This is a genomic window from Stutzerimonas zhaodongensis (genome assembly GCF_003696365.1).
Lineage (GTDB): Bacteria > Pseudomonadota > Gammaproteobacteria > Pseudomonadales > Pseudomonadaceae > Stutzerimonas > Stutzerimonas zhaodongensis.
The window spans coordinates 24,422-50,937 of sequence record NZ_RFFM01000008.1; the positions used below are offsets into that span (position 1 = coordinate 24,422).

Consider the following 26,516-nt stretch of genomic DNA (forward strand, 5'->3'; position numbering starts at 1 on the left):
TTTGCACTCAAATGGAACAAGCAGCTTTTTATAAGCACCAATATAGTGCAGAGCGAGTGCCGTATTTCGGTTACAACCGGTATAGCGGCGCTCTAACAGCCTTTAAATAGCGCCTGGACCCATCTCGGAGCACTGGCATGCAATTTGCTCCCTTGTGAGGCAGGTCGCCGTGACGGAGTATCCTCGCTCGGCTTCACCCCTAGATATCGGAAGCAACCTGTCAACGCTTCCACCACTTGGAGAGCACCATGTCGAAGTCGCTTCAACTGATCAAAGATTACGATGTGAAGTGGATTGATCTGCGCTTCACCGACACCAAGGGCAAGCAGCACCACGTGACCGTCCCGGCGCGTGACGCTCAGGACGATGATTTCTTCGAGCACGGCAAGATGTTCGACGGCTCGTCCATCCATGGCTGGAAAGGCATTGAAGCCTCCGACATGATCCTGATGCCGGTTGATGAAACCGCGGTACTGGATCCGTTTACCGAAGAGCCGACTCTGATTCTGGTCTGCGACATCGTCGAGCCGAGCACCATGCAGGGCTACGACCGCGACCCGCGCTCCATTGCCAAGCGCGCCGAGGAATTCCTCAAGTCCACCGGCATCGGCGACACTGTATTCGTCGGCCCTGAGCCTGAATTCTTCATTTTCGACGAAGTTAAATTCAAGTCCGATATCTCCGGCTCCATGTTCAAGATCTACTCCGAACAGGGCTCCTGGATGACCGATCAGGACGTCGAAGGCGGCAACAAGGGCCACCGCCCTGCCGTTAAAGGCGGCTACTTCCCGGTTCCACCGTGCGACCACGACCATGAAATCCGTACTGCCATGTGCAACGCCATGGAGGAGATGGGCCTGGTTGTCGAGGTGCATCACCACGAAGTGGCGACTGCCGGCCAGAACGAAATCGGCGTCAAGTTCAACACGCTGGTCAACAAGGCTGACGAAGTTCAGACCCTGAAGTACTGCGTGCATAACGTGGCCGATGCCTATGGCAAGACCGCGACCTTCATGCCCAAGCCTCTGTACGGTGACAACGGTTCGGGCATGCACGTCCACATGTCCATCTCCAAGGACGGCAAGAACACCTTCGCTGGCGAAGGCTATGCCGGTCTGTCCGAGACCGCTCTGTACTTCATCGGCGGCATCATCAAGCACGGCAAGGCGCTGAACGGCTTCACCAACCCAGCGACCAACTCCTACAAGCGTCTGGTCCCAGGCTTTGAAGCACCGGTCATGCTGGCCTACTCGGCTCGCAACCGTTCTGCCTCGATCCGTATTCCTTACGTCTCCAGCCCTAAGGCTCGCCGTATCGAAGCACGCTTCCCGGATCCGGCTGCCAACCCTTACCTGTGCTTCGCCGCACTGCTGATGGCTGGCCTGGACGGCATCCAGAACAAGATTCACCCCGGCGATGCTGCTGACAAGAACCTCTACGATCTGCCGCCGGAAGAAGGCAAGCTGATCCCGCAGGTTTGCGGCAGCCTGAAGGAAGCCCTGGAAGAACTCGACAAGGGCCGTGCGTTCCTGACCAAGGGCGGCGTGTTCTCCGACGACTTCATAGATGCCTACCTCGAGCTGAAGAGCGAGGAAGAAATCAAGGTCCGTACCTTCGTTCACCCGCTGGAATACGATCTGTACTACAGCGTCTAAGCCAGTCCGTGTGACAGAAAAGCCTCCTTCGGGAGGCTTTTTCGTTTTGAGCTGTCATTAGGCTATGACGCCAATGCCTCCGAGCAGTACCGATGGTGGCGTCCCTCCCAATTCGCAACGCTTGTACTTGCCTAGCCGTCAGCACGGTGCAAGGCTTCCTGCATCCAACCCCGCGGAGCTTCCCATGCGCATTGCATTGTTCAGCCTGCTACTCGTTCTCATGGCGCCTGCCATGGCCCAGATCTACAAGTACACCGACGACAAGGGCAACACGGTCTACACCAATCAGCCGCCGGAGGGTGTCTCGGCAGACACGGTAGACTTGCCGCCGGCCAATACGGTGAATATCAAGACGCCAGAGCCGCCACCGCCACTGCCCAACGAGCAAAGCAGTCAAGGTCAGCAGCAGCCTTACAGCAGCTTATCTATCGGAGGCATTCCGGATGAGCAAGCGTTGCGCGCGAACAACGGAACCTTTGTGGTCAATGCGCAACTGGATCCGCCGCTGAGGCAGGGCCATCAGGTTCGCTTCCTGCTGGATGGCGAGCCACAGGGCAAACCGAGCAGCGGGACAGTCTTGCAGTTGAACAACGTAGACCGCGGCACGCACGTCCTTGAAGTCGAAGTGCTCGATGGAGGCCAGGTCGTGCAACGTGCTCAGGAGCAGTTCACCGTCCAGCGCGTCCATACCTCCAGCCCGGCTCGTCGATGAGCCGGGGCCTGCGCTTGGGAGTGCTTGGGCTTCTGCTCGTTCTCTCCCTTCCCTCAACCGCTGCGATCTATAGCTACACCGACGCCGATGGCAATCGGGTTTTCACCGATCGCCCCGGCGGCCGCGCAGCAGAGCCGGTCGACACCAAACCTTCCAACAGCATGCCCGCGCAGCCGGTCCCGCTTGCGCAACCACCGGTAAAGGTCATGAAGGCGCCGACGCCAAGTTATGCGTCGGTCGCAATCGTGCAGCCGGAGGCAGAGGCCACTATCCGCAACAATGCGGGTGAGTTAACCGTAAGCGTAACCAGCGATCCGCCACTGCATCCTGGTCACCGATATCGTCTGCTAATGGATGGTGCTGCGGCTGCCGAGCCAGATGTAAGTCCAGCCATAGCTCTGGAGAACGTGGATCGAGGTAGTCATCAGCTGATAGCCGAGGTTATCGACATCAAGGGCGAGACGGTGCAGAGCAGCGCACCGATAACGGTCTATATGATGCGCACTTCGCTTGCGCAGCGACGGATGGTCAATCCCTGCAAGAAGGCCGATTACGGCGTTCGCCCGGAATGTCCGATCAAGGACAAACCAAAAGAGAAGAAAGATATTCCCTTCGTGCCCTTTCTGTGAACATGCTATGCACCTGATTGGTGCATAGGCTTACCCATCTCGACCACAGCTTCATCTTTCGAAAGACGCCCCGGTCTGGAGCGCCAGCATGCGCGGTGCCGCGCCGAAAAGGAGCGCTTTGGTTTGCTTCTTGCATTTCCAGTCCCACATACCGGATGCAGACTGCCATGATCAACGAAGCCCTACAGCGCCTGCTGATCGAGAATCTCACCACCGCCACGCTGTTGCTCAATTCACGCCTGCGCCTGGAGTACATGAATCCGGCAGCCGAGATGCTGCTCGCCGTGAGCGGCCAGCGAAGCCATGGTCAGTTCATCAGCGAGCTTTTCACCGAATCCTCCGAAGCACTGGCCGCATTGCGTCTGGCCGTCGAAGAAGCGCATCCGTTCACCAAGCGCGAGGCGACCCTGACCTCAGCGAGCGGCCAGTCACTCACCGTCGACTACGCCGTGACACCGGTGTTAACGAAGCAAGAGACGATGCTGCTGTTGGAGGTACTGCCACGAGACCGCCTGCTGCGCATCACCAAGGAAGAGGCCCAGCTGTCGACGCAGGAAACCACAAAGATGCTCGTCCGCGGGCTCGCCCACGAAATCAAGAACCCGCTGGGCGGTATCCGCGGTGCAGCCCAGCTATTGGCTCGGGAGCTTCCCGAAGAGCACCTTAAAGACTACACCGGCGTCATCATCGAGGAGGCTGACCGGCTGCGTAATCTGGTTGACCGCATGCTTGGGTCGAACAAGTTGCCATCGCTTTCGATGACCAATATTCATGAGGTGCTGGAACATGTGGCTAGCCTCATCGAAGCCGAATGCCAAGGCAGCATCATTTTGGTGCGCGATTACGACCCCAGCATTCCAGAGGTCCTGATGGACCGCGAACAGATGATCCAGGCTGTGCTCAATATCATGCGCAACGCCATGCAGGCACTGGCCGCGCAGACCGAGCTTGGCCTTGGAAGATTGACCCTGCGTACCCGCACCCTGCGACAGTTCACGATCGGCCACATCCGTCACCGCCTCGTTTCACGCATCGAAATCATCGACAACGGGCCGGGCATCCCAGCCGAACTACAGAACACCCTCTTCTACCCGATGGTCAGCGGTCGCCCGGACGGCACCGGGCTCGGACTGGCCATCACCCAGAACATCATCAGTCAGCACCAGGGGCTGATCGAATGCGAAAGCCATCCCGGGCACACCGCGTTCTCGATCTTCCTGCCGCTGGAACAAGGAGCACCTACCGCATGAGCCGCAGCGAAACTGTCTGGATTGTCGACGATGACCGCTCCATCCGCTGGGTGCTGGAAAAAGCGCTGCAGCAGGAAGGCATCACTACCCAGAGCTTCGACAGCGCCGATAGCGTGCTGGCGAAACTTGCTCGCCAGCAGCCGGACGTGATCATTTCCGACATTCGCATGCCTGGGGTGAGCGGCCTCGACATGCTGGCGCAGATCCGTGACCTCTATCCGCGTCTGCCCGTGATCATCATGACGGCGCACTCCGACCTCGACAGCGCAGTGGCTTCCTACCAGGGAGGTGCGTTCGAGTACCTGCCCAAACCCTTCGACGTGGATGAGGCGGTGTCGCTGGTCAAGCGCGCCTACCAGCACGCCAAGGAGCAGCAAGGCCTTGGCAAGGCGCCAGCGGATCAGCGCCAGACACAGGAAATCATCGGCGAAGCCCCAGCGATGCAGGAGGTCTTCCGCGCCATCGGCCGCCTCTCCCATTCTAATATCACCGTTCTGATCAACGGCGAGTCAGGCACCGGCAAGGAACTGGTCGCACACGCGTTGCACCGTCACAGTCCGCGCTCGGCCTCACCCTTCATCGCGCTGAACATGGCGGCCATCCCGAAGGATCTGATGGAGTCCGAACTGTTCGGGCATGAGAAAGGCGCCTTTACCGGTGCGGCGAATCAACGTCGTGGGCGTTTCGAGCAGGCTGACGGCGGTACCCTCTTCCTCGACGAAATCGGCGATATGCCTGCCGACACCCAGACCCGGCTTCTGCGCGTGCTGGCCGACGGCGAGTTCTACCGGGTCGGCGGACATACGCCGGTCAAGGTCGATGTCCGGATCATCGCCGCTACGCACCAGGACCTGGAAACCCTGGTACAGGCCGGTAAGTTCCGCGAGGACCTGTTTCACCGCCTGAACGTCATTCGCATTCATATCCCCCGCCTGTCTGATCGGCGCGAGGACATCCCGACGCTGGCCGGGCACTTCCTCGCCAATGCCGCAACAGAGCTATCGGTCGAGACCAAGCTGCTCAAGCCGGAAACCGAGGAGTATCTGCAGAGCCTCCCATGGCCGGGCAACGTGCGCCAGCTGGAGAACACCTGCCGCTGGATAACGGTCATGGCATCGGGGCGTGAAGTGCACGTCAGCGACCTGCCGCCGGAGCTGCTTAGCCAGCCCGCCGACGCCATGCCCTCGAACAACTGGGAACAGGCGCTTCGCCACTGGGCCGACCTGGCCCTGTCGCGTGGTCAGTCGAACCTGCTCGATGAGGCAGTCCCGGCATTCGAGCGGATCATGATCGAAACCGCACTCAAGCACACCGCAGGCCGCCGTCGGGACGCGGCGCTGCTGCTGGGCTGGGGCCGCAACACCCTGACTCGCAAGATAAAGGAACTGGGCATGGGCGCTGATGGTGGCGATGACGACGAAGGTGACGACAGCTGACCGAACGGGGGTCGCGTTTCGTTCAGCGTGGCGCGACCCGCACCTGCAGCAGCCAGTCCCCGTCCTGCTTCTTGCCATCCCATTCGGCGGTGAGTGGGCGGGTTGCAACGAAATGCAGCAGCAGCCCTTTCTCAGTGTTTTGCACGCGCCAACTCACATTGGTGCCTGCGCTTTCAAGTCGACCATTCGCAGCACTGCCCTCGGCCTGAAACAGCATGCCGACTGCACCGTCGACGTCCTGGCTATACAGCTCCGGCTCGCGGTCGAACCAGACATGCAAGCCACCTGGAACCGGCTCGACACGCAGCAACTGTACCGGCCCAGGCGCCGTGACACGGCCTATAAAAGAACCCAGCAGCAACCCGAGCAGCACCAGCGAGGCGAAATAGCGTCGCCGCAAGCGAGGTAGCGGGTTCTCATACGCGGGGTCGCCTGCCGCAGGGCCGCCTGCCGCAGTAGAATGCCGATCGTCTTCAGAGTCGGTGCCGCGCATGTTCCATGTGATCCTTTTTCAACCGGAAATCCCGCCGAATACCGGCAACATTATCAGGCTCTGCGCCAATGCCGGCTGCAGCCTGCATCTCGTAGAACCCCTTGGCTTCGAGCTGGACGATAAACGCCTGCGCCGCGCGGGACTCGATTATCACGAATACGCGCCCCTGCAACGCCATCCGGATCTGGACAGCTGCCTGGCAAGCATTGGCCAAACTCGTTTGTTCGCTTTCACCACCAAGGGCTCACAGCCATTCCACCAAGTGCAATTCCAGCGCGGAGACGCCTTTCTTTTCGGTCCTGAAAGCCGCGGCCTGCCGCCGGAGATTCGCGATGCATTGCCCAATGAGCAACGACTAAGGCTGCCTATGCGGCCCGACAGTCGCAGCCTGAACCTCTCCAATACCGTAGCCGTTGCGGTATACGAGGCCTGGCGGCAGCTGGATTTTGCGCTCGAGTAACAAGCGTAGCGCCGGCAAAACCCTGTCATCAGTGAGGTTGAACATTCATATCCCCACCACGTCGTACCTAGTAGTCATTTGACGCTACATGCCGCAGCGGGAGCCTCCCGCCTCGCACAGGAGAACGACGTGAGCCAGCCAACGTTCAAGCCCTACCATGCACCGTCCGGGGGATGGGGCTCCGCCTTTTCGGTCGCCAATATCCTCATCCGCGAAAAGGTGCGGCTTTCAGGCGCTGCGCTGCTGCTTAAACAGAACAAGCCCATCGATGGATTCGCCTGCGTCAGCTGTGCCTGGGCCAAACCGCACCCATCGAGGCCGCTGGCCTTTTGCGAGAACGGCGCCAAGGCCACCGCCTGGGAAACCACCTCGCGCCGATGTGGCCCCGAGTTCTTCACCCGCCACACGGTGACCGAACTGCTGAACTGGACCGACTTCGATCTCGAACAGCAGGGCCGGCTCACCCGCCCAATGCGCTACGACCCCGCCTCGGACAAGTATGTCGAAGTCAGCTGGGATCAGGCCTTCGAGGAAATCGGCAGAGAGCTCAAGGCGATGGCCGACCCCAACGAGGTTGTCTTCTACATGTCTGGCCGGGCTTCGCTGGAGACCGCGTACATGTTCGCCATCCTTGCGCGCCTGTACGGGACCAACAACCTGCCCGACAGCTCCAATATGTGCCATGAGAGCTCGTCTGTCGCATTGCCCGAGAGCATCGGCGTGCCCGTGGCCACCGTAACTCTGAACGATCTGCACAAAATGGACGGCATGCTCTTCTTCGGCCAGAACACCGGCACGTGCAGCCCGCGGATGCTCCATCAGCTGCAGGAAGCCCGCGAGCGCGGCGCGCCGATCATTACCTTCAATCCTCTGCGAGAAAGGGGTCTCGAGCGCTTCGTAAATCCCCAGTCGCCGCGGGAAATGATGACCCCGGACGAAACCAAGATAAGCACTCAGTATCATCAAGTGAAGATCGGCGGCGACATCGCTACGATCGCCGGGATGTGCAAGGCGCTGTTCGAAATGGACGATGCTGCCGTAGCCACCGGCCGCCCAAGGGTGCTGGATGTAGCCTTCATTGAGGAACACACCCATGGCTTCAAAGACTTCGAGGCCCGCATGCGTAGCTACAGCTGGCCAGTACTCGAGCGCCGCTCCGGCCTGACCCGCGGAGCCATGGAGGCCGCAGCGGTGGGTTATGCCGGCTGCGAGCGCGTCATCGCGGCGTACGGGATGGGCGTGACACAGCACCGATACGGGGTGCAGACCATCCAGATGATCGTGAACCTGCTGCTGATGCGCGGCAACATGGGCAAGGAAGGCGCAGGCATTCTGCCCGTTCGTGGCCACTCCAACGTGCAAGGCCAGCGCACCGTGGGCATCACCGAGAAGGCAAAAAAGGTCCCGGCGGACAACTTGCGCCGCCAGTTCGGCTTCGAGCCGCCTGCCGATGACGGCATGAACACGATCGAGGCCTGCGAGGGCATTCTTGCTGGCAAGGTCAAAGGCTTCATTGCATTGGGCGGCAACTTTGTCCGCGCGATTCCGGATACGCTGCGCATGGAACCGGCCTGGCGCCAGTTGCAACTCTCGGTTCAGGTGTCGACCAAGCTCAATCGCAATCACCTGGTGACCGGCAAGGTGTCCTACATTTTGCCCTGCCTGGGACGCACCGAGATCGATCGTCAGGCCACGGGCGAGCAGCGCAACACCACCGAAGATAGCACCGGCTGCATTCGCGCATGGCGCGGCGTAGCAGAACCTGCGGGTGACATGCTGCTGTCGGAACCGGCCATTGTCGCGAGGCTGGCCAAAGCTTCGCTGCAAACCAACGCGCACCTCGACTGGGATGCCTGGGTCGGTGACTACGGGTTGGTGCGCGACGCCATCGCCGAAAGCTACCCGGAGATCTTTCACGACTTCAACGTGCGCATGATGGAGCCGGGTGGCTTCCATCGGCCACTGGGCGCTAGCAAACGCGAGTGGGACACCGAGACCGGCAAGGCCAACTTCATCAATCCGCCTTCGCTGTCCGAAGACCCGGACACCGAAGAAGGTGGTCATGAGCAGCGAGACGTGCTGCAGTTGATGACGCTGCGTAGTAACGACCAGTTCAACACCACGGTGTATGGCTATAACGACCGTTTCCGCGGCATTCAGGGCACCCGTGCGGTGATTCTGATGAACAGCAACGACATGGCGCGGCTCGGGCTGGCCGAAGGCGACAAGATTGAGGCAGTCACCGTGGTGCACGACGGCGTGCACCGGTCGGTCGGCCCCCTGCGCGTGACCCCTTACAACATTCCCGAAGGTTGTTGCGCCGGGTATTACCCCGAATGCAATGCGTTGCTGCCGGTCTGGCACCATGCCGAGCGAAGCAAGGTCCCGGCAGCCAAGTCGATCCCGGTCCGGTTGCGCAAGGTGATTGCGTTCACCGACGATCCGAAGGTTCCGATCGAGCCTGACCCACCGGCCGGAGTCGGTGCTGCCTGAACCACCCGCCCCGAATCAAGCCCCGGCCATGAGCCGGGGCTTTGCCGAGTGAATCCTGTCACCGGTTGAAATGCGCCGCGGCGTCCCCCATATCAAGCGCATTCGGGCATTCATCGCCCCATTGCGTGGAGATTTTCTTTTGACCACCATCGTTTCAGTACGCCGCAACGGCAAAGTCGTCATGGGCGGCGACGGCCAGGTTTCCCTTGGCAATACCGTGATGAAGGGCAACGCCAAGAAGGTGCGCCGCCTCTATCACGGGCAGGTCTTGGCAGGCTTCGCCGGCGCCACGGCTGATGCCTTCACCCTCTTCGAACGCTTCGAAGGCCAGCTGGAAAAGCATCAGGGTCACCTGGTTCGCGCCGCTGTCGAGCTGGCCAAGGATTGGCGTACCGACCGTTCGCTGAGCCGCCTGGAAGCCATGCTCGCCGTAGCCAACAAGGACGCATCGCTGATCATCACCGGTAACGGCGACGTCGTGCAGCCAGAGAACGATCTGATCGCCATGGGCTCGGGCGGCGGCTTCGCTCAGGCTGCGGCCATGGCGCTGATGCAGAAAGGCGACCAGAGCATGTCCGCCCAGGACATCACCGAAACCGCGTTGAACATTGCCGGCACCATCTGTGTCTTCACCAACCAGAATCTCACCATCGAGGAGCTCGACAGCGCCGTTTGATGGCCCCCGAGCCCCGGAGTACCGCACCATGTCCATGACGCCCCGCGAGATCGTCCACGAACTCAACCGCCACATCATCGGCCAGGACGACGCCAAGCGTGCCGTCGCCATCGCCCTGCGCAACCGCTGGCGGCGCATGCAGCTCTCCGCCGAACTGCGCCCTGAAGTGACGCCAAAAAACATCCTCATGATCGGCCCGACCGGTGTTGGCAAGACTGAAATCGCCCGTCGCCTGGCCAAGCTGGCCAATGCGCCCTTCATCAAGGTCGAGGCGACCAAGTTCACCGAAGTCGGCTACGTAGGCCGCGACGTCGAGTCGATCATCCGCGATCTGGCCGATGCTGCGCTGAAAATGCTGCGTGAGCAGGAAGTGGTGAAGATGCGTCATCGCGCCGAAGATGCCGCCGAAGAACGCATCCTGGATGCTCTGCTGCCTCAGGCGCGCCCGGTGGGCTTCAGCGAAGAGCCGATGCAGAACAACGATTCCAACACCCGTCAGCTGTTCCGCAAGCGCCTGCGCGAGGGCCAGCTCGACGACAAGGAAATCGATATCGAGGTCGCTGAGAACCCAGGCGGCGTAGAGATCATGGCGCCGCCCGGTATGGAGGAGATGACCAATCAGCTGCAGAGCCTCTTCTCCAACATGGGCAAGGGCAAGAAGAAGAGCCGCAAGCTGAAGATCAAGGACGCGCTCAAACTGGTTCGTGATGAAGAAGCCGCGCGCCTGGTCAATGAAGAAGAGCTCAAGGCCCGCGCACTGGAAGCCGTCGAGCAGCACGGTATCGTCTTCATCGACGAGATCGACAAGGTCGCCAAACGCGGCAACACCAGCGGCGCTGACGTGTCCCGTGAAGGCGTACAGCGCGACCTGCTGCCGCTGATCGAAGGCAGCACGGTCAACACCAAGCTGGGGATGGTCAAGACCGACCACATCCTGTTCATCGCCTCCGGCGCTTTCCACCTGTCCAAGCCCAGTGATCTGGTACCCGAGCTGCAGGGTCGTCTGCCGATTCGCGTCGAGCTCAAGGCGCTGTCGCCGGAAGACTTCGAGCGCATCCTTACCGAGCCGCACGCCTCGCTTACCGAGCAGTATCGTGAGCTGCTGAAGACCGAAGGGCTGGGCATCGAATTCACCGAGGACGGCATCAAGCGCTTGGCGCAGATCGCCTGGCAGGTCAACGAAAAGACCGAGAACATCGGTGCGCGCCGCCTGCATACCCTGCTCGAGCGCCTGCTGGAAGAAGTCTCTTTCAGCGCCGGTGATCTCGCTGGTCAACAGAACGGCGAACCTATCCGCATTGACACCGCCTACGTCAACAGTCACCTCGGTGAGCTGGCCGAAGACGAAGACCTGTCGCGCTACATTCTTTGATCGGCACGATGACGGGCCAGACGTTGTGCGCAGGCATGCACGGCGTCTGGCCCGCCGTCGGCAGCCTGGAGCCACCGCATGCGCATTCCCACCGCTATCAAGCTGCACAAGCTTTCCAAGACCCTCGAGCTTGAGTATGGCCCCGAGCAACGGTTCGTCCTGCCGGCCGAGTTCCTTCGGGTGCACTCTCCTTCTGCCGAGGTCCAGGGTCACGGCAACCCGATTCTGCAGACGGGAAAGATCAATGTCGCGCTGGAGGGCATCGAGCCGGCTGGTCAGTACGCGTTGAAGCTGACCTTCAGCGATGGCCATGACAGCGGGCTGTATACCTGGGATTACCTGTACCAGCTGGCGAGCAATCAACAGCAGATGTGGCAGGACTATCTCGATGCCCTGGCCGCCGCAGGAAAATCGCGTGACCCGGACATTTCCCCAGTGAAGATGATGCTCTAAAGCGACTGAAGTGAATATCGCAAGGTGGATCGCGCCTCATCGATCCACCGGCAGGGTCCGGATGGGTGAAGGCGCCATCCAATCCTGCATCGAAAACAGGTCAGACCTTTAGCGCCTTGTCCAAAGCATGTTCGATCTGCGCCTTTACGCTGCTACCCATCGCCGACAGCAGCAGGCCCAGATTCAGCAGCACACGGACCCGATCATCCTCTACCTCTATACGGCCATCCGCGCCGCTTCGCCGGACTTCGAGCACATCACCCTGCCATTCGCAGCGCACGCCGTAATCGCTCGCCAACTTCGCTGCCAACACTTCTGCCTTCTCGCGCGCCAGCGCTCGACCAAGGGTGTGGGTGCGTTCAACGATGATGCGAGCCATGACCACTCCTGCCTACTGACCAAAAAAAGGCGCGCACTATAGCAGCCATGGCATCCGGTCACCGGTTGTCGGGACGGTTGCCTGCCTGACTCCGCTGCGCTGACTTGCCGCTCGCCCCTTCGCGCTCGCCATCACTTTTAGGTTTAGAATGCCGACACATTCTTCCGGTGACAGTGACATGACCGATCCCCGCAAAGAGCGTGACGCAGAGCCCACCACTCACTTCGGCTACAAGAACGTGCCGGAGAGCGAGAAAGCGCAAAAAGTGGCCGAAGTATTCCACTCTGTAGCCGCCAAGTACGACCTGATGAACGACCTGATGTCCGGCGGCGTGCATCGCCTCTGGAAGCGCTTCACCATTGAGCTGTCCGGTGTACGCCACGGCAACCGTGTACTCGATATTGCCGGCGGCACGGGTGATCTGGCGCGCCAGTTCTCGCGCATCGTCGGCCCCACCGGCGAAGTGGTCCTTGCCGACATCAACGCCTCGATGCTCAAGGTCGGACGCGACCGCCTGCTGGACAAGGGGGTGGCTGGGAACGTTAAGTTCGTCCAGGCTGACGCCGAAAAGCTGCCCTTCCCCGATAACCACTTCGATGTGGTGACCATCGCCTTCGGCTTGCGCAACGTGACGCACAAGGAAGACGCCATCGCCTCCATGCTGCGGGTACTCAAACCCGGCGGCCGGCTGCTGGTGCTGGAATTTTCCAAACCCACGAACCAGCTGTTCTCCAAGGCTTACGATGCCTATTCGTTCAGCCTGCTGCCGATGATGGGCAAGCTGATCACCAACGACTCGGAAAGCTATCGCTACCTCGCCGAATCGATCCGCATGCACCCGGACCAGGAGACGCTCAAAGGCATGATGGCTGATGCCGGCTTCGAGCGAGTCACCTACCACAACATGACCGGCGGCATCGTCGCCTTGCACCGCGGCATCAAACCCTGATGTTGCGCGCTGCCCTGCTGGCCGGCGCCGAGCGAGCGATCAATGCCGCGCTGCGCCTGGACCCCACTGCCCTGCCGCGGCTGGCCAGGCTCAACGGTCGCATCATTGAGATCGACTGCACGGCGCCGGCCTGGCGGTTGTTCGTTCTCGCAGATAGCGAAGGCCTGCGCCTTGCCCAAGACTGGGGCAGCGAACCCGATTGCCGTCTGCGCGCCCCCGCTAGCAGCCTTGTTCGTCTGGCTACCAGTGGCAACAAGACGGCAATCCTGCACGGCCCCGACGTCGAGATAGACGGCGACAGCAGCGCCCTGATGAGCCTTGCCGAAGTACTGCAGGATCTCGATCTGGACTGGGAATATGAAGTGTCCCGCCTGCTCGGCCCGGTCGCCACTCAACTGCTTGGGTCCGGCGTGCGTGGCCAGGCAGCATGGGTCCGTAAGAGCGCAGAGAGCCTGCGTCAGGACCTTGCCGACTACCTCAACGAAGAGTCGCGTGCGCTGGTGGGTCATGCCGAAGCCGAAACCCGGTTCGCTGAACTCGACCACATCAAGCTCGACCTCGACCGACTCGAAGCCCGCGTCGAGCGGCTCACCCACTCCCTGAAACTAGACCGATCCGAATGAAGCTGTTCGCCGCGACTCGCCGCCTGTTTCGCATCCTGCTGGTGGTGATCCGCTACCGCCTGGACGACATCATCCTCGACCTGCCGATGCCCTGGTGGCTGCGCGCGAGCAGCTACCTGCTGCCGTGGCGCTGGCTGCCACGGCGCAACTCGGAGCTGTCCCGTGGCGCGCGGCTGCGCCTGGCACTGGAGGGGCTTGGCCCAATCTTCATCAAGTTCGGCCAGATCCTCTCGACCCGTCGTGACCTGCTACCGCTGGACATCGCCGAAGAGCTGGCGATGTTGCAGGACCGGGTGCCCCCCTTCGACTCTGCGATTGCTACGGCGCTGATCGAACGTCAGCTTGGTGCTCCCGTGGGCGAGGTGTTCGCCCGCTTCGACAGCAAGCCGTTGGCCTCTGCCTCGGTCGCCCAGGTCCACGCTGCCAAACTGCGCAGCGGTGAAGAAGTGGTGGTCAAGGTCGTGCGACCGAACCTGCGGCCCATCATCAGTCAGGACATCGCCTGGCTGTTCCTCTTGGCCAAGACCGCCGAACGCGCCTCGAACGAAGCGCGCCGCCTGCACCTGGTGGAAGTGGTCGACGACTACGCCAAAACCATCTACGACGAGCTAGACCTTTTGCGCGAGGCAGCCAATGCCAGCCAGCTCAAGCGCAACTTCCAGGGTTCGCCGCTGCTGTACGTGCCCCAGGTCTACTGGGATCTGTGCCGCCCACAAGTGCTGGTGATGGAGCGAATATACGGCGTACCTGTTACGGACATGGCTCGTCTGGCCGAGCAGCGCACCGACATGAAACAGCTGGCCGAACGTGGCGTGGAGATTTTCTTCACCCAGGTCTTTCGCGACAGCTTCTTCCACGCCGACATGCACCCCGGCAACATCTTCGTCAGCACCCACCAGCCCTGGAACCCCCAGTACATTGCTGTTGATTTCGGCATCGTTGGCAGCCTCACGCCGGAAGATCAGGATTATCTCGCACGAAACCTGATGGCTTTTTTCAGGCGCGACTACCGCAAGGTGGCACAGCTGCACATCGACTCGGGCTGGGTGCCGGCCGAAACCAAAGTCAACGAGTTCGAGGCAGCGATCCGCACAGTCTGTGAGCCTATCTTCGAAAAACCGCTGAAGAACATCTCCTTCGGCCAGTTGCTGGTGCGCCTGTTCCAGGTTGCCCGACGTTTCAATATGGAGGTCCAGCCGCAGCTCGTGCTGCTGCAAAAGACCTTGCTGAACATCGAGGGGCTGGGACGCGAGCTCTATCCCGAGCTGGATCTCTGGGCCACCGGCCAACCCTACCTCGAGCGCTGGATGCGCGAGCGCATGAGCCCCAAGCAGTTGCTCAAGAATGCTCAGGCACAGGTCGAACAGCTGCCGCATCTGGCTGGCATGACCCGCGAGCTGCTCGAGCGCATGTCCAATCCCCATGCGCACAATTTGCCGCCACCCTGGCGAAATGAGCGACGGCATTGGCCGCTGCGCCTCGTGGGTGCCGTGCTGCTGGGCGGCGGCGCGACGCTGGCAGCGAGCGCCGAAAGCTATTCGCTGGTCGTCAGCTGGCCGTCCTGGCTGATGCTGGCCGCTGGCATATACATCGTGGTGCGCCGATAGCCAGCGGTCGGCGAGGCTGGCACACTTGAGGGCATTGAGCGGAGAATTCGATGGACTGGCTGGACCAAATCAACTGGAACGAAGACGGCCTGGTGCCGGCTATCGCCCAGGATCATCAGACCGGACGCATCCTGATGATGGCCTGGATGAATCGCGAAGCGCTGGCTCTGACGGCGGCAGAAAATCGCGCCATCTATTGGTCACGTTCGCGTGGCAAGCTGTGGCGCAAGGGGGAGGAATCGGGGCATGTGCAGCATCTCCATGAGCTTCGCCTCGATTGCGATGCCGACGTGGTCGTGTTGATGGTCGAGCAGATTGGCGGCATCGCCTGCCACACGGGCCGCGAGAGCTGCTTTTATCGCGTGTTCGATGATGGAGACTGGAAGACTGTCGAACCTGTCCTCAAAGACCCGCACGCCATTTACGCGGAGCACAAGCATGACTGACACCTTCGCCCGACTGGCTGAAGTTCTGGAAGCCCGCAAGGGCGCAGCGGCGGACAGCTCCTACGTGGCCAGCCTGTATCACAAGGGCCTGAACAAGATTCTCGAGAAGGTTGGCGAGGAGTCGGTCGAGACGATTCTGGCCGCCAAGGATGCAGCTGCCAGCGGCGACGCCAGCAACCTGATCTATGAGACTGCCGACCTCTGGTTTCACAGCCTGGTAATGCTGGCCGCTCTGGATCAGCATCCGCAGGCGGTACTGGACGAACTGGACCGGCGATTCGGTCTATCTGGGCACGCGGAAAAAGCCGCACGCCCACAATCCTGATAAAACAACTACGGAGTACTGCAGCATGGGTTTTGGTGGAATCAGCGTCTGGCAACTCCTGATCGTTCTGCTCATCGTTGTCATGCTTTTCGGCACCAAGCGCCTCAAGGGCCTGGGCTCCGACCTGGGCGACGCGATCAAGGGTTTCCGCAAATCCATGGGCACCGATGAAGAAAAGCCCAGCGTGGAAGAGAAGCAGAGCCACACGATCGATGCCGAGGCCCGCAAGGTCGAAGATCCGACTAAGAAGAACTGACGCGCCATGTTCGATATCGGCTTCACTGAACTGCTGCTGATCGGCCTGGTGGCGCTGTTTGTACTGGGGCCGGAGCGCTTGCCTGGTGCCGTGCGCACCGCCGGCTTGTGGATCGGCCGGGCCAAGCGCAGCTTTGCCAACATCAAGTCAGAGGTCGAGCGCGAGATTGGCGCAGACGAGATACGCCGTCAGCTGCACAACGAGCGCATTCTCGACCTCGAGCGGGAGATGAAGCAAAGCATCATGCCCAGCTCTCCGAGCGCCAGCAGCCCGTCCCCACAATCGGCCACCCCTCCGCCGGATGCAGCCAATCTCAGCGCAACCTCGCCGGCTGAAGAAGCCAAGCCCGCCGAAACGGCTCCCGTACCACGTCCGGACAGACCCGCCGAACCATGAGCAAGACCTCCACTGATGACCAGGAAATGCCGCTCGTTGCCCATCTGACAGAGCTGCGCAAGCGTCTGCTGCGTTGTGTGGTCGCAATCCTGCTGCTGTTTGGTGCGTTGTTCTATTTCTCCCAGCAGATCTACTCGCTGGTAGCCGCACCGCTGCGTGCCTATCTGCCCGAAGGCGCGACGATGATCGCAACCGGGGTAGCCTCGCCGTTCCTGACGCCCTTCAAACTGACCATGATGGTGGCGCTGTTCCTCTCGATGCCGGTGATCCTGCATCAGATCTGGAGCTTCATTGCGCCAGGCCTGTACAAGCACGAGAAGCGCGTTGCGGTTCCCTTGCTGATCTCCAGCATTTTTCTGTTCTACGGCGGTATGGCCTTCGCCTATTTCGTCGTCTTTCCGATCATGTTCGGCTTCTTTGCCAGCGTGACGCCGGAAGGCGTCGCCATGATGACCGACATCGGGCAGTACCTGGATTTCGTACTGACGCTGTTCTTTGCCTTTGGTGTGGCCTTCGAGATCCCGGTGGCGACTTTTCTGCTGATATGGGTTGGCATCGTCGATGTCGCCACGCTTCGTAAAAGCCGGCCATATGTCATCGTCGGCTGTTTCGTGGTCGGGATGGTGCTGACCCCACCGGATGTGTTCTCCCAGGCGCTGCTCGCCGTGCCGATGTGGATACTGTTCGAAGCCGGCTTGATCTGCGGCAGCATGGTCAAGAAACGCGACGAGGAATTCCGTGGCGATGCTGACGATGGTCAGACGCATACCGGCGACCAGCCGCCTGCTTCACGCCCGTGAACCTGTTGCTATTGGAAGCGGCCGACTTCGTCGCCGCCGATCGGGTGGTGGTGCGTGATCGCCGCCTGACGCACATCCAGGAGGTCCATCGTGCCGAAGCCGGCGAAAGCTTGCGGGTTGGCCTGCTCGGCGGCGGTATGGGGGTGGGACGGTTGGTACGCCTCGAGCAGGCCGAAGCGGAGCTGACGGTAGAACTGACGCAGGCGCCGCCGGCAAAATTACCGATAACCCTATTGCTCGCCCTGCCACGGCCGAAGATGCTACGTCGCGTACTCCAGACGGCTGCATCCATGGGCGTGCCGCGACTGGTGCTGCTTAACAGCTACCGGGTGGAAAAGAGCTTCTGGCAGACACCATTTCTTGAGCCGCATGCCGTTCGCGAGCAACTGCTGCTCGGCCTGGAGCAAGCGCGGGACACGGTCTTGCCAGAGGTAATCCTTGAGAAGCGCTTCAAACCCTTCGTCGAGGACCGGCTGCCGCAGTTGGTCAAGGGTACACGCGGGCTGATCGGGCACCCCGGCGACTACCCAGCCTGCCCTCGCGCGCTCGACGAGCCGGTGACGCTGGCGATCGGGCCGGAAGGTGGATGGATACCCTACGAAATCGAAAAACTGACAGCCGCCGGTCTGCAGCCAGTACAGCTAGGTGAGCGGATTCTGCGCGTCGAGACAGCTGTCAGCGCCTTGCTGGCACGTCTGTTCTGACCATTGGTCGTTGAAGAATGCGAGGCAGTACCGATGAACGTATTGCACGCATTCGGTGCGTACCTGTCACAAACTGTGAACCCTAATCACAGTTGTTTGCCATGCGCCCGTTGACCATAGATCTTCACCGCTTGGAATACGCCTTGGATAACCAGGATGCCAGTGAGCACTATCTGGATCTGGAGTCCGGCAATATTCGCGCAGTCTTCCCCGGCGATCCCGCACCGGGTGTCAATGAGAAGTACGACGTGCAGGACGACCGTTACCTGCACATAGAGCCGCTCGGGCTGGCTCAGTCAATCGCAATGCGGGAGGCGTTTCTCTTCACCTTGAACGACCCCAATGCGCATGCATTGCTGAGTAGCGCCCTTCAAGGTCGCAAGCCACTGAGGAACTTCGACTTCAAACTGGAGGATTTTCCGCAAGCGCGCCAGGCGTGGCTGGACTATCAAACCGTCCAGCTCCGCGATTATGCGATCACTTGGTTGCAGGAGAACGGGCTCGAAGCATCGAAGCGCTGAAAGCGGTTACCTCGCCGCAGCCGTTCAGCTCTCGAGCAGGAAGGTCACCGGTCCATCGTTCTGAAGATGTACCTGCATGTCGGCGCCAAAGCGCCCGGAGGCGACTTGCGCATGCTGTAAGTGCGCCTGGGCGAGCATGTAGTCGTAGAGTTCTTCGCCCTGCACAGGCGGGGCCGCACTGGAAAAACTGGGCCGTAGGCCGCTGCCAGTGTCCGCGGCCAGGGTGAACTGCGAGACGAGCAACAGACCGCCGCCAATGTCAGTCAGCGAGCGGTTCATCTTGCCCTGCTCATCGCTGAATACGCGGTAGCGCAGCAGCTTGTGCAACAGCTTGTCGGCGCGGGCACGATCATCGCCACGCTCCACCCCAATCAAGACCAGCAAGCCCTGGTCGATGCCTCCGACCACCTCACCTGCAACCTCGACCCGCGCGTGACGCACGCGCTGGATCAGCGCCTTCATCAGGCTTCCTCAGGCGGCAGGTCAAGCAGGCGGTGGGCGATATCGGCCGCCGCACGAACCAGGGCGTCGCAGATGCCATGCTCGGATGCTGAATGGCCGGCCTCGCGGATGATCTGGAGTTCGCTGTTGGGCCAGGCCTCGTGCAGTTCCCAGGCGTTCTCCAGGGGGCATATGACGTCATAGCGACCGTGGACGATGATGCCCGGCAGGTGCGCGATCTTGTGCATGTCTCGCAATAGTTGATCCGGTTCGAGAAATGCGCCATTGACGAAGTAATGGCATTCGATACGAGCCATGGCCAGCGCACGATGGGTATCTGAGAACCGATCGACCACCTGGGTGTTCGGCCGCAACGTAGCCGTACGCCCCTCCCAGCAGGACCACGCCTTCGCCGCATGCATCTGCGCAATCTGATCGGTGCCGGTCAGGCGCCGGTAGAAAGCCTGCATGAGATCGCCGCGCTCCTCAGGGGGAATGGGCGCCAGGAAATCCTGCCAGTAATCGGGGAACAGGCGACTTGCACCTTCCTGATAGAACCAGGAGAACTCCTTGGGCCGGCAGAGGAAGATGCCGCGCAGGATCAGCGCATGCACATGTTCGGGATAAGCCTGAGCGTACGCCAGTGACAATGTCGAACCCCATGAGCCTCCGAACAGCACCCACTTATCGACGCCCAGATGCTCGCGGATGTGCTCCATGTCGGAGATCAAATGCGCGGTGGTGTTATTTTCAAGGCTGGCGTGAGGCGTTGAGCGGCCGCAGCCGCGCTGATCGAAGGTGATGATGCGATACAGGTTCGGATCGAAGAAGCGCCGGCTCAACGCATCGCAACCGCCACCCGGGCCGCCATGCACGAACACCACGGGCAGGCCCTCCGGTGAACCACTCTCGTCGACGTAAAGCACATGCGGCGCTTCCACCGCCAGCTCATGCCGCGCGTAGGGTTTGATCTCCGGATACAAGGTCTGCATGGCACACTCCGTGGTCGGTGCGCGGGCTTGAAGTCCCGCCTGACGTTTCCGGCATCATAACGAGGTTCGAGAGGTTCGGCATGTCCGTATGGAAATTAGCAGCCGCAGCTGCGGCGCTATCACTGTTACTCGTCGGTTGCGGCCGGGAAGATTCCCAGGCAGCGCTCGATGCCGCTGCGAAATCATTGCAGGAAAGCATCGAAGACAAAGACAACCGCGCGTTGATGGCGCTGATTCATCCAGAGTTCAGCGCTAACGAGGGACTGGATAAGGACTGGGTAAAGCGCACGGCCACCTTGATGTTTCTGCGCCATCGCAACGTGCGAGTGGTCGCACTCAACAACCGCAGCTGGATCGACCCAACCTATCCGGATAAAGGCTACAGCGAAGCCCAAGTGGCATTGACCGGGGCGGAGGGGTTGCTGCCGCAGCGCGTCGGGCATTACAACGTGAAACTCGAATGGTGGCGTACGGAGGGCGACTGGCAGCTGGCGCGCATGAACTGGGACTAGTTCGCTCAGTATTCGAGCCATAGCAACCACTGCTCAAGTTGCCTGCCATTTACTCCCAGACATGCTTTTGGACGAGCGCGGCCAGCTAGTGGACCCCATACACCTCGAATGGCAGCTGGAGAAACTCAGGACTATTCGCCGCGCCAGATCAGCTCACTCACATCGTATCCGCGCGCTCGGGCTTGCTTGAGCAGCGTGTCGCGTGTCGCGGCGTCGATTTCTTTTTCTCTGGACAACAGCCAGAGATAGTCACGATCCGGGCTACCCACCAGCGCAACCTCGTAGCCTTCATCGAGATAGAGAATCCAGTAATGCCCTTTGGTCAGGCCGGGGAACAGCTTGCTGAACCAGTTATCGAAGCGCACCCAGAGCTTGTCGGTCTCGCCGGGCTGTTGCAGCACCGCTTCGCCGGTTGCCTGCTGCCACTCACCGTCGCGGGTTTCACAGCGATTGGTCACCGCGACGCTGTTGTCAGCCTGCAGGCGGTACTCAGCTTGCGAGCGCAGGCAGTTGCGCTGAAAGAACATGGGTAGCCGGGCGATTTCATACCAGGTGCCCTGATAACGATTCAGGTCCACTTGGCCTACGGTCTCAGGACCCTCGGCATCAGCACCGGAGCGGGCGCATCCCACGATCAACAACGTGCAGCACAGCGCAATGAATAAACGCATGGAAGCTCCTTACTTGAGGCCCTGGCCAGAAAACATCATCACCTTGTCGCCGGCAAACTGAACGCTGATGAAACGGTTCTTCTGTCCCCAGGTGCAACTCGACATTCCCAAAGCACCTGCACATTCGCCTGGCTTGCCGAGTAACTTCTCGACTTCTGCGCGGGACATTCCGGCCTGGAGCTTGGCGAAATTTTCCTGGGTCACCGGGCTGCACGCTGCCAACAGAACGACAGCGGCGATCAGCGATAAATGGCGCAAAGACATGACAGGTTCCTTTAGTGATTGGCAGCTGGCCGTGCTTGGCTGCGCCTCGGGTATGTGATTAGGAAGCGAGTCGCCTGGGAAGGTTCCTCGGCTGCGCTAAAAGCGGGAGCCCGGCTGGGCGAGGAAGGCCTGCTCAGCCTCACTGGAAGACCGCCCCAACACTTCGTTGCGATGCGGGAAGCGACCAAAACGGGCTATGACCTGCCGGTGGCGCTCTGCAAAATCGAGGAAATCCGCGAACACCTTCTGCTCGCCGGCATCGGCAATGCTGTGCAGCGATTCGAATTGCTGCACGGCCTGATCCTGCACACTGAGATTTTCCGAGTGTTCGAGAACGAGATAGATGAAGACGCGCTGAATCGGCGCCAGGAGAACATCGCCCCCATGAGCCATCCCGTCGCGAACGAGCTGAAACGCATGTTCATCGCCCGCGAATGCTTTAGGGGTACCGCGATAGATCATGCGCGGCAGCTGATCCAGCAGAAGCACCAACGCTAGCCAGCCTTGAGGTGATTCGGCCCAATCGTCCAGCTGGCCTGCCAGTGCTTTTCCGACCAATTCACCGAAGCGCTCTCGGGCTTCGGCATCCTGTTCCGGGGTGTAGCCAAACCAGAGCCGGCTTTTCTCGTTGGAGGTTTCGACGGCCGTCGCGCCCTCACCGAACCACCAGTTCAGTAGATCCCGCGAGGGCGAGGACAAACCCTCAGCCCTGGTGGTAGCCAGTGACACGCTCCACTTCTTCCTTGGAGCCCAGGAAAACCGGTACGCGCTGGTGAAGGGATTCAGGTTGAACATCGAGGATGCGCTGGGTGCCGGTGGTGGCGGCGCCGCCGGCCTGCTCGATGATGAAGGACATCGGATTGGCCTCGTACATCAGGCGCAGCTTGCCGGCCTTGCCAGGCTCGCGGGAGTCCTTGGGATACATGAACATTCCGCCACGGGTCAGGATGCGATGCACGTCGGCAACCATCGAGGCGATCCAGCGCATGTTGTAGTTCTTGTTCAACGGGCCTTCGGTGCCCGCCAGCAGCTCGCCAACGTAGCGCTGCACCGGAGCTTCCCAGTGACGCTGATTGGACATGTTGATGGCGAACTCGGAGGTGGTTTCCGGAACCCGGATGTTCTCGTGGGTGAGCACGAAGCTGCCCAGTTCACGGTCCAGCGTGAAGCCCATGACGCCATTGCCCAGCGTCAGCATGAGCATGGTCTGCGGTCCGTAGATCGCATAACCGGCTGCAACCTGCTTGGTGCCAGGCTGGAGGAACGCTTCTTCGCCGAGCGCGTCGTTCTGCGTGAAGCACTCGCCCGGGCAGCGCAGTACGGAGAAGATAGTACCGACCGACACGTTGACATCGATGTTGCTGGAGCCATCCAGCGGGTCGAACACCAGAAGATAGGCACCCTTTGGGTACTTGCCGGGGATCTGGTAGGCGTTGTCCATTTCTTCGGAAGCCATGCCAGCCAGATGGCCGCCCCACTCGTTGGCTTCAAGCAGAATTTCGTTGGATAGAACGTCCAGCTTCTTCTGAACTTCGCCCTGGATGTTCTCGGTCTCGGTCGCACCGAGCACGCCGCCCAGTGCACCTTTGGAAACGGCGTGGCTGATTTCCTTGCACGCTCGAGCCACTACCTCGATTAGGAAGCGCAGATCTGCAGGAGTGTTGTTGCTGCGGGTCTGCTCGATCAGGTAGCGACTCAGGGTTACGCGTGACATGGAATGGCTCCGGAGGATGTAAAAACCCGCGCAGTTTAGCAGGCCAAGGGAAAACTAACCCCCCTCAGACCTGCCGACGCCCCGCATAGTTCAGCGAAGCGGCAAAGTGCCTGCACCGCTATCCTCAAAGCACCCCTGGGACGGCCGCAGCCTGAAGAAGGCCTGCTCAGCAGACCTGCCTTCAGGCCAGCCACGCCCTCACAGCACCTTCCAGATTTCCTCGGCGTACTCACGAATGGTGCGATCGGATGAGAACCAACCCGTGCGCGAGGTATTGAATACTGCCGAGCGCCACCAGCTGTCCGCGTCTCGCCAGCGCGCCTCGACTTCCAACTGCGCCTTCCAGTAAGACTCGAAGTCGGCACAGACCATGAACGTGTCGTGCCACTTGAGCCCATCGATAAGCGCGGTGTAACGCGCGGGGTCATCTGCCGAGAACGCGCCGTTGCGGATCGCCATCAGCACTTCGTTGAGCCGGGGCGAGCCGATGATGGTGGCTTCGGCGTTGTACTCGTTGGCCTGCTTGCGTGCTTCCACTTCCTGCGCAGTCATGCCGAAGATGAACATATGATCGGCACCGATCTGCTCGCACATTTCGACGTTGGCGCCATCGAGCGTACCGATGGTCAGCGCACCGTTGAGGGCGAACTTCATGTTGCTGGTGCCTGACGCCTCGAGACCCGCGGTGGAGATCTGCTCTGAGAGATCAGCGGCCGGGATGATGCGCTCGGCCAGGCTGACGTTGTAGTTGGGCAGGAATACCACCTTCAGCAGACCGCGCACCGTCGGGTCGTCATTGATGGTCCGCGCAATGTCGTTGGTCAGTTTGATGATCAGTTTCGCGGTGTGATAACTGGCTGCCGCCTTGCCGGCGAAGATCTTCACTCGCGGCACCCAGTTACCGCCTGGATCGGACCGGATCGCCTGGTACAGCGCGACGGTGTGCAGCAGGTTGAGCAACTGACGCTTGTACTCGTGAATGCGTTTCACGTGAACATCGAACAGCGCATTCGGGTCGACGGTGATGCCCAGGCGATCCTGGATCATTCGCGCCAGGATCTGCTTGTTCTCCAAGCGCTGCGCAGCGAACCTGGCACGGAAGTCGGCTTGATCGGCGAAGGGGTCAAGCTTGCGCAGCATGGTCTCCGGCGCGTCGAGCAGCTCCTCCCCGACGTGTTCGACCAGCAGCCGCGTCAACTGGGGGTTGGACTGATATAACCAGCGGCGGAACGTGATGCCATTGGTCTTGTTGCTGATCCGCTTGGGATACAGCGAATGCAGGTCGGTAAATACCGTCTCACGCATCAGGCCGGTGTGCAGCGCAGACACGCCATTCACGCAATGGGAGCCCAGGAACGCCAGGTTACCCATGCGCACGCGACGACCGTGATCCTCTTCGATCAGCGAGACCGAGCGCAACAGTTTGAGATCGTGCACGCCGCGCTCGCGCAAGGCGTCGAGGTGCTGAGCATTGATAAGATAAATAATCTGCATATGGCGCGGCAGCAGGCGTTCCATCAGCCCGACCGGCCAGGTCTCCAGCGCTTCGGGAAGCAGTGTGTGGTTGGTGTAAGACAGCGTACCAACCGTAAGCTCCCAGGCCTTGCGCCACGGGACGTCATGTACGTCGACCAGCAGGCGCATAAGCTCAGCGACGGCGATGGCCGGGTGGGTATCGTTGAGCTGGATGGCCGCGAACTCCGGCAGATTCATCAGCGTGCCGCGCTGCTCGAGATGCCGGCGAAGCAAATCCTGCAACGAAGCCGCAACGAAGAAATACTCCTGCCGCAAGCGCAGCTCCTGGCCTGCTTCTGTGCTGTCGGCCGGATACAGAACCCGGGAGATACTTTCCGCACGCGCTTCTTCGGCGACGGCGCCGATGTGGTCGCCCGCGTTGAAACGCTCAAGATGGAAGTCGGCCTCGGCGCGCGCACGCCACAGCCGAAGCGTATTCACGCTCGCGCCCCGCCAACCCACCACGGGGGTGTCATAGGCGATGGCGCGAACCCCTTCGGCCCAGTGCCAGAAGTGCCTGGACTGCTCTGGATTGCTGCCGGTGCCCGGCATCGCAGCAACGCTGCCGCCAAAGCCGATCAGGTAGCTGACTTCCGGACGCTCGAATTCCCAGGGGTTGCCGAAATTCAGCCAGGTTTCGGTCTGCTCGTGCTGCCAGCCATCGACGATCGCCTGGCGAAATAGGCCGTGGTCGTACCGGATGCCATAACCATGGGCAGCAATCCCGAGCGTCGCCATGCTCTCCATGAAGCAGGCTGCCAAACGGCCCAGACCGCCATTACCCAGCGCTGCGTCAGGCTCGAGGCCACGGATGCGGTCGAAATCGACATCGACGCCAGCCAGCGCCTCGCGCGCAACCTCCAGCAGACCAAGGTTGCTCAAGCTGTCGGTGAGCAACCGGCCGATGAGGAATTCCAGCGAGAGGTAGTAAACCCGCTTCTTGCCTTCCTGATAGACCTGGCGTGTCCGGGCCATCCACTCATCGGTCATGCGGTCGCGAGTAGCCAAGGCGACAGCCTCGAACCAGTCATGATCGGAGGCATGCTCAGGATCCTTGCCGATCGAGTAGGTCAGCTTGCTGATCACGTTCGCGCGAAAAGCGGCGACTTCTTCAGCGGTGGGAGCAGTCGTTTCTTGCGTCATGGACAGACCTCGTGGAGCTGGAAAGAGGAAATGAGGGGGTTCATGGCGGCGCCGGGCCACCTCGGCAAACGGCAATACAGACAGGTTTGCAGGTTTCAGCCGACTCTGCGCGACCGTCTGTCCGGCGTTCGACTCGTCGGATTCGCTGGAAATTCCGCCGTGTGTCGTTATGATCGCGCGCCGCCATTACCGATACCGCCGCCTTGAAGACTCGATTGATCGCCTCCGCCGAACCAGATCGCCTGGAAACCTGGGCTCGTTACAGCAACGGGCTGTGCCGCGATTGCAAGGCTACCTGCTGCACGCTACCGGTCGAAGTGCGCATCGACGACCTGATTCGCCTGGAAGTGGTGGATGCCTTCGAACGCGACGAGCCGGCGAAAAACGTCGCGAAACGCCTCAGCAAAGCCGGCATCGTCGAGCATTTCAATCAGAAGCGTGGGGTTTTTACGCTGACGCGCCTGGCCAATGGCGATTGTCTCTACCTGGATCGCAAGACCCGTCTGTGTACGGTCTATGCCAAGCGGCCAGATACCTGCCGCAACCATCCGCATGTCGGCCCACGCCCCGGCTACTGCGCCTATCAGCAGAAAACCCCGCTTCGCTGAAGGAGCGCGCTCGAGGTTCGA

31 protein-coding genes are annotated in these 26,516 nt (G+C 60.8%); 22 read left to right on the forward strand and 9 right to left on the reverse strand.

From position 1 onward, the window contains the following. Window positions 1–248 precede the first annotated feature (248 nt). From glnA to ntrC, 5 genes are all read left to right on the forward strand, one after another. Complete coding sequence (gene glnA / locus EA797_RS19990) at window positions 249–1,655, forward strand: glutamate--ammonia ligase (protein WP_122168471.1); 1,407 nt, start codon at window positions 249–251, stop codon at window positions 1,653–1,655. A gap of 184 nt (window positions 1,656–1,839) precedes the next feature. Beyond that, window positions 1,840–2,367: a DUF4124 domain-containing protein gene (locus EA797_RS19995; protein ID WP_122168473.1), complete on the forward strand. Its 528-nt coding sequence runs from the start codon at window positions 1,840–1,842 to the stop codon at window positions 2,365–2,367. Continuing rightward, a complete protein-coding gene (locus EA797_RS20000; RefSeq protein ID WP_122168475.1) occupies window positions 2,364–2,996 on the forward strand; it encodes a DUF4124 domain-containing protein in 633 nt (210 codons plus the stop codon). Before EA797_RS19995 ends, EA797_RS20000 begins: the two co-directional genes overlap by 4 nt. 167 nt (window positions 2,997–3,163) lie before the next feature. Next, complete coding sequence (gene glnL, locus EA797_RS20005) at window positions 3,164–4,246, forward strand: nitrogen regulation protein NR(II) (RefSeq protein ID WP_122168477.1); 1,083 nt, start codon at window positions 3,164–3,166, stop codon at window positions 4,244–4,246. Then, window positions 4,243–5,682 (forward strand): nitrogen regulation protein NR(I), encoded by a 1,440-nt coding sequence (ntrC, locus tag EA797_RS20010; RefSeq protein WP_122168479.1) that lies wholly within the window; start codon window positions 4,243–4,245, stop codon window positions 5,680–5,682. The genes glnL and ntrC overlap by 4 nt, the downstream gene beginning before the upstream one ends. A gap of 22 nt (window positions 5,683–5,704) precedes the next feature. On the opposite strand, the gene EA797_RS20015 is transcribed toward ntrC, so the two are convergent. Further along, the gene (locus EA797_RS20015; RefSeq protein WP_122168481.1) at window positions 5,705–6,175 is read right to left on the reverse strand and encodes a hypothetical protein; all 471 of its coding nucleotides are present in this window, start codon (window positions 6,173–6,175) and stop codon (window positions 5,705–5,707) included. Between EA797_RS20015 and trmL the strand changes: the two genes are divergently transcribed. The 5 genes from trmL (at window position 6,174) to EA797_RS20040 (ending at window position 11,629) form a co-directional block, all read left to right on the forward strand. Further along, window positions 6,174–6,635 (forward strand): tRNA (uridine(34)/cytosine(34)/5-carboxymethylaminomethyluridine(34)-2'-O)-methyltransferase TrmL, encoded by a 462-nt coding sequence (trmL, locus tag EA797_RS20020; RefSeq protein WP_122168483.1) that lies wholly within the window; start codon window positions 6,174–6,176, stop codon window positions 6,633–6,635. The two genes, EA797_RS20015 and trmL, sit on opposite strands and share 2 nt — an antisense overlap. A gap of 129 nt (window positions 6,636–6,764) precedes the next feature. Further along, window positions 6,765–9,128, forward strand: coding sequence for an FdhF/YdeP family oxidoreductase (locus EA797_RS20025; protein WP_122168485.1), 2,364 nt, complete (start codon window positions 6,765–6,767; stop codon window positions 9,126–9,128). A gap of 139 nt (window positions 9,129–9,267) precedes the next feature. Then, a complete protein-coding gene (gene hslV, locus EA797_RS20030; RefSeq protein ID WP_122168633.1) occupies window positions 9,268–9,804 on the forward strand; it encodes an ATP-dependent protease subunit HslV in 537 nt (178 codons plus the stop codon). A 28-nt stretch (window positions 9,805–9,832) separates the two neighbouring features. Continuing rightward, on the forward strand, window positions 9,833–11,176 hold the full coding sequence (hslU, locus tag EA797_RS20035) for an ATP-dependent protease ATPase subunit HslU (RefSeq protein ID WP_122168487.1): 1,344 nt from the start codon (window positions 9,833–9,835) through the stop codon (window positions 11,174–11,176). A gap of 78 nt (window positions 11,177–11,254) precedes the next feature. Further along, entirely contained in the window at window positions 11,255–11,629 is a 375-nt protein-coding gene (locus tag EA797_RS20040; RefSeq protein ID WP_122168489.1) for a gamma-butyrobetaine hydroxylase family protein, read from the forward strand. 100 nt (window positions 11,630–11,729) lie between these two features. Here the strand turns inward: EA797_RS20040 and EA797_RS20045 are convergent, their stop codons facing one another. Continuing rightward, complete coding sequence (locus tag EA797_RS20045; protein ID WP_122168491.1) at window positions 11,730–12,008, reverse strand: polyhydroxyalkanoic acid system family protein; 279 nt, start codon at window positions 12,006–12,008, stop codon at window positions 11,730–11,732. A gap of 178 nt (window positions 12,009–12,186) precedes the next feature. Here EA797_RS20045 and ubiE point away from each other — a divergent pair, with 178 nt between their 5' ends. The 10 genes from ubiE (at window position 12,187) to EA797_RS20095 (ending at window position 18,635) form a co-directional block, all read left to right on the forward strand. Continuing rightward, window positions 12,187–12,957, forward strand: coding sequence for a bifunctional demethylmenaquinone methyltransferase/2-methoxy-6-polyprenyl-1,4-benzoquinol methylase UbiE (gene ubiE, locus EA797_RS20050; protein ID WP_122168493.1), 771 nt, complete (start codon window positions 12,187–12,189; stop codon window positions 12,955–12,957). Then, on the forward strand, window positions 12,957–13,580 hold the full coding sequence (locus EA797_RS20055; protein WP_122168495.1) for a ubiquinone biosynthesis accessory factor UbiJ: 624 nt from the start codon (window positions 12,957–12,959) through the stop codon (window positions 13,578–13,580). The genes ubiE and EA797_RS20055 overlap by 1 nt, the downstream gene beginning before the upstream one ends. Beyond that, window positions 13,577–15,187: a ubiquinone biosynthesis regulatory protein kinase UbiB gene (ubiB, locus tag EA797_RS20060; protein WP_122168497.1), complete on the forward strand. Its 1,611-nt coding sequence runs from the start codon at window positions 13,577–13,579 to the stop codon at window positions 15,185–15,187. Before EA797_RS20055 ends, ubiB begins: the two co-directional genes overlap by 4 nt. A gap of 50 nt (window positions 15,188–15,237) precedes the next feature. After that, the gene (gene hisI / locus EA797_RS20065; RefSeq protein WP_122168499.1) at window positions 15,238–15,633 is read left to right on the forward strand and encodes a phosphoribosyl-AMP cyclohydrolase; all 396 of its coding nucleotides are present in this window, start codon (window positions 15,238–15,240) and stop codon (window positions 15,631–15,633) included. Further along, entirely contained in the window at window positions 15,626–15,958 is a 333-nt protein-coding gene (locus tag EA797_RS20070; protein WP_122168501.1) for a phosphoribosyl-ATP diphosphatase, read from the forward strand. The genes hisI and EA797_RS20070 overlap by 8 nt, the downstream gene beginning before the upstream one ends. A gap of 25 nt (window positions 15,959–15,983) precedes the next feature. Beyond that, on the forward strand, window positions 15,984–16,214 hold the full coding sequence (tatA, locus tag EA797_RS20075) for a twin-arginine translocase TatA/TatE family subunit (protein ID WP_122168503.1): 231 nt from the start codon (window positions 15,984–15,986) through the stop codon (window positions 16,212–16,214). A gap of 6 nt (window positions 16,215–16,220) precedes the next feature. Next, window positions 16,221–16,610: a Sec-independent protein translocase protein TatB gene (gene tatB, locus EA797_RS20080; RefSeq protein WP_122168505.1), complete on the forward strand. Its 390-nt coding sequence runs from the start codon at window positions 16,221–16,223 to the stop codon at window positions 16,608–16,610. Next, window positions 16,607–17,410 carry a twin-arginine translocase subunit TatC gene (gene tatC / locus EA797_RS20085; RefSeq protein ID WP_122168507.1) on the forward strand — a complete coding sequence of 268 codons (804 nt, stop codon included), beginning with the start codon at window positions 16,607–16,609 and terminating at the stop codon, window positions 17,408–17,410. Before tatB ends, tatC begins: the two co-directional genes overlap by 4 nt. Then, a complete protein-coding gene (locus tag EA797_RS20090; RefSeq protein ID WP_122168509.1) occupies window positions 17,407–18,114 on the forward strand; it encodes a 16S rRNA (uracil(1498)-N(3))-methyltransferase in 708 nt (235 codons plus the stop codon). Before tatC ends, EA797_RS20090 begins: the two co-directional genes overlap by 4 nt. 101 nt (window positions 18,115–18,215) lie before the next feature. Further along, window positions 18,216–18,635 carry a UPF0158 family protein gene (locus tag EA797_RS20095; protein ID WP_122168511.1) on the forward strand — a complete coding sequence of 140 codons (420 nt, stop codon included), beginning with the start codon at window positions 18,216–18,218 and terminating at the stop codon, window positions 18,633–18,635. Between the two features lie 24 nt (window positions 18,636–18,659). Here the strand turns inward: EA797_RS20095 and dtd are convergent, their stop codons facing one another. Next, on the reverse strand, window positions 18,660–19,097 hold the full coding sequence (gene dtd / locus EA797_RS20100; protein ID WP_122168513.1) for a D-aminoacyl-tRNA deacylase: 438 nt from the start codon (window positions 19,095–19,097) through the stop codon (window positions 18,660–18,662). Then, the gene (gene pip, locus EA797_RS20105) at window positions 19,097–20,068 is read right to left on the reverse strand and encodes a prolyl aminopeptidase (protein ID WP_122168515.1); all 972 of its coding nucleotides are present in this window, start codon (window positions 20,066–20,068) and stop codon (window positions 19,097–19,099) included. The genes dtd and pip overlap by 1 nt, the downstream gene beginning before the upstream one ends. A gap of 80 nt (window positions 20,069–20,148) precedes the next feature. Between pip and EA797_RS20110 the strand changes: the two genes are divergently transcribed. After that, window positions 20,149–20,580 (forward strand): hypothetical protein, encoded by a 432-nt coding sequence (locus tag EA797_RS20110; protein WP_122168517.1) that lies wholly within the window; start codon window positions 20,149–20,151, stop codon window positions 20,578–20,580. Window positions 20,581–20,711: 131 nt separating this feature from the next. Here the strand turns inward: EA797_RS20110 and EA797_RS20115 are convergent, their stop codons facing one another. The 5 genes from EA797_RS20115 to EA797_RS20135 form a co-directional block, all read right to left on the reverse strand. Continuing rightward, complete coding sequence (locus EA797_RS20115) at window positions 20,712–21,251, reverse strand: lipocalin family protein (RefSeq protein ID WP_122168519.1); 540 nt, start codon at window positions 21,249–21,251, stop codon at window positions 20,712–20,714. Between the two features lie 9 nt (window positions 21,252–21,260). Continuing rightward, entirely contained in the window at window positions 21,261–21,515 is a 255-nt protein-coding gene (gene bamE / locus EA797_RS20120) for an outer membrane protein assembly factor BamE domain-containing protein (protein ID WP_122168521.1), read from the reverse strand. Between the two features lie 96 nt (window positions 21,516–21,611). Beyond that, window positions 21,612–22,214: a DUF924 family protein gene (locus EA797_RS20125; protein WP_122168635.1), complete on the reverse strand. Its 603-nt coding sequence runs from the start codon at window positions 22,212–22,214 to the stop codon at window positions 21,612–21,614. Between the two features lie 4 nt (window positions 22,215–22,218). Next, a complete protein-coding gene (locus tag EA797_RS20130) occupies window positions 22,219–23,229 on the reverse strand; it encodes a class 1 fructose-bisphosphatase (RefSeq protein WP_122168523.1) in 1,011 nt (336 codons plus the stop codon). A gap of 198 nt (window positions 23,230–23,427) precedes the next feature. Next, complete coding sequence (locus EA797_RS20135) at window positions 23,428–25,887, reverse strand: glycogen/starch/alpha-glucan phosphorylase (RefSeq protein WP_122168525.1); 2,460 nt, start codon at window positions 25,885–25,887, stop codon at window positions 23,428–23,430. Between the two features lie 203 nt (window positions 25,888–26,090). Between EA797_RS20135 and EA797_RS20140 the strand changes: the two genes are divergently transcribed. Beyond that, a complete protein-coding gene (locus tag EA797_RS20140; RefSeq protein WP_122168527.1) occupies window positions 26,091–26,495 on the forward strand; it encodes a YkgJ family cysteine cluster protein in 405 nt (134 codons plus the stop codon). The last annotated feature ends 21 nt before the right edge of the window (window positions 26,496–26,516 follow it).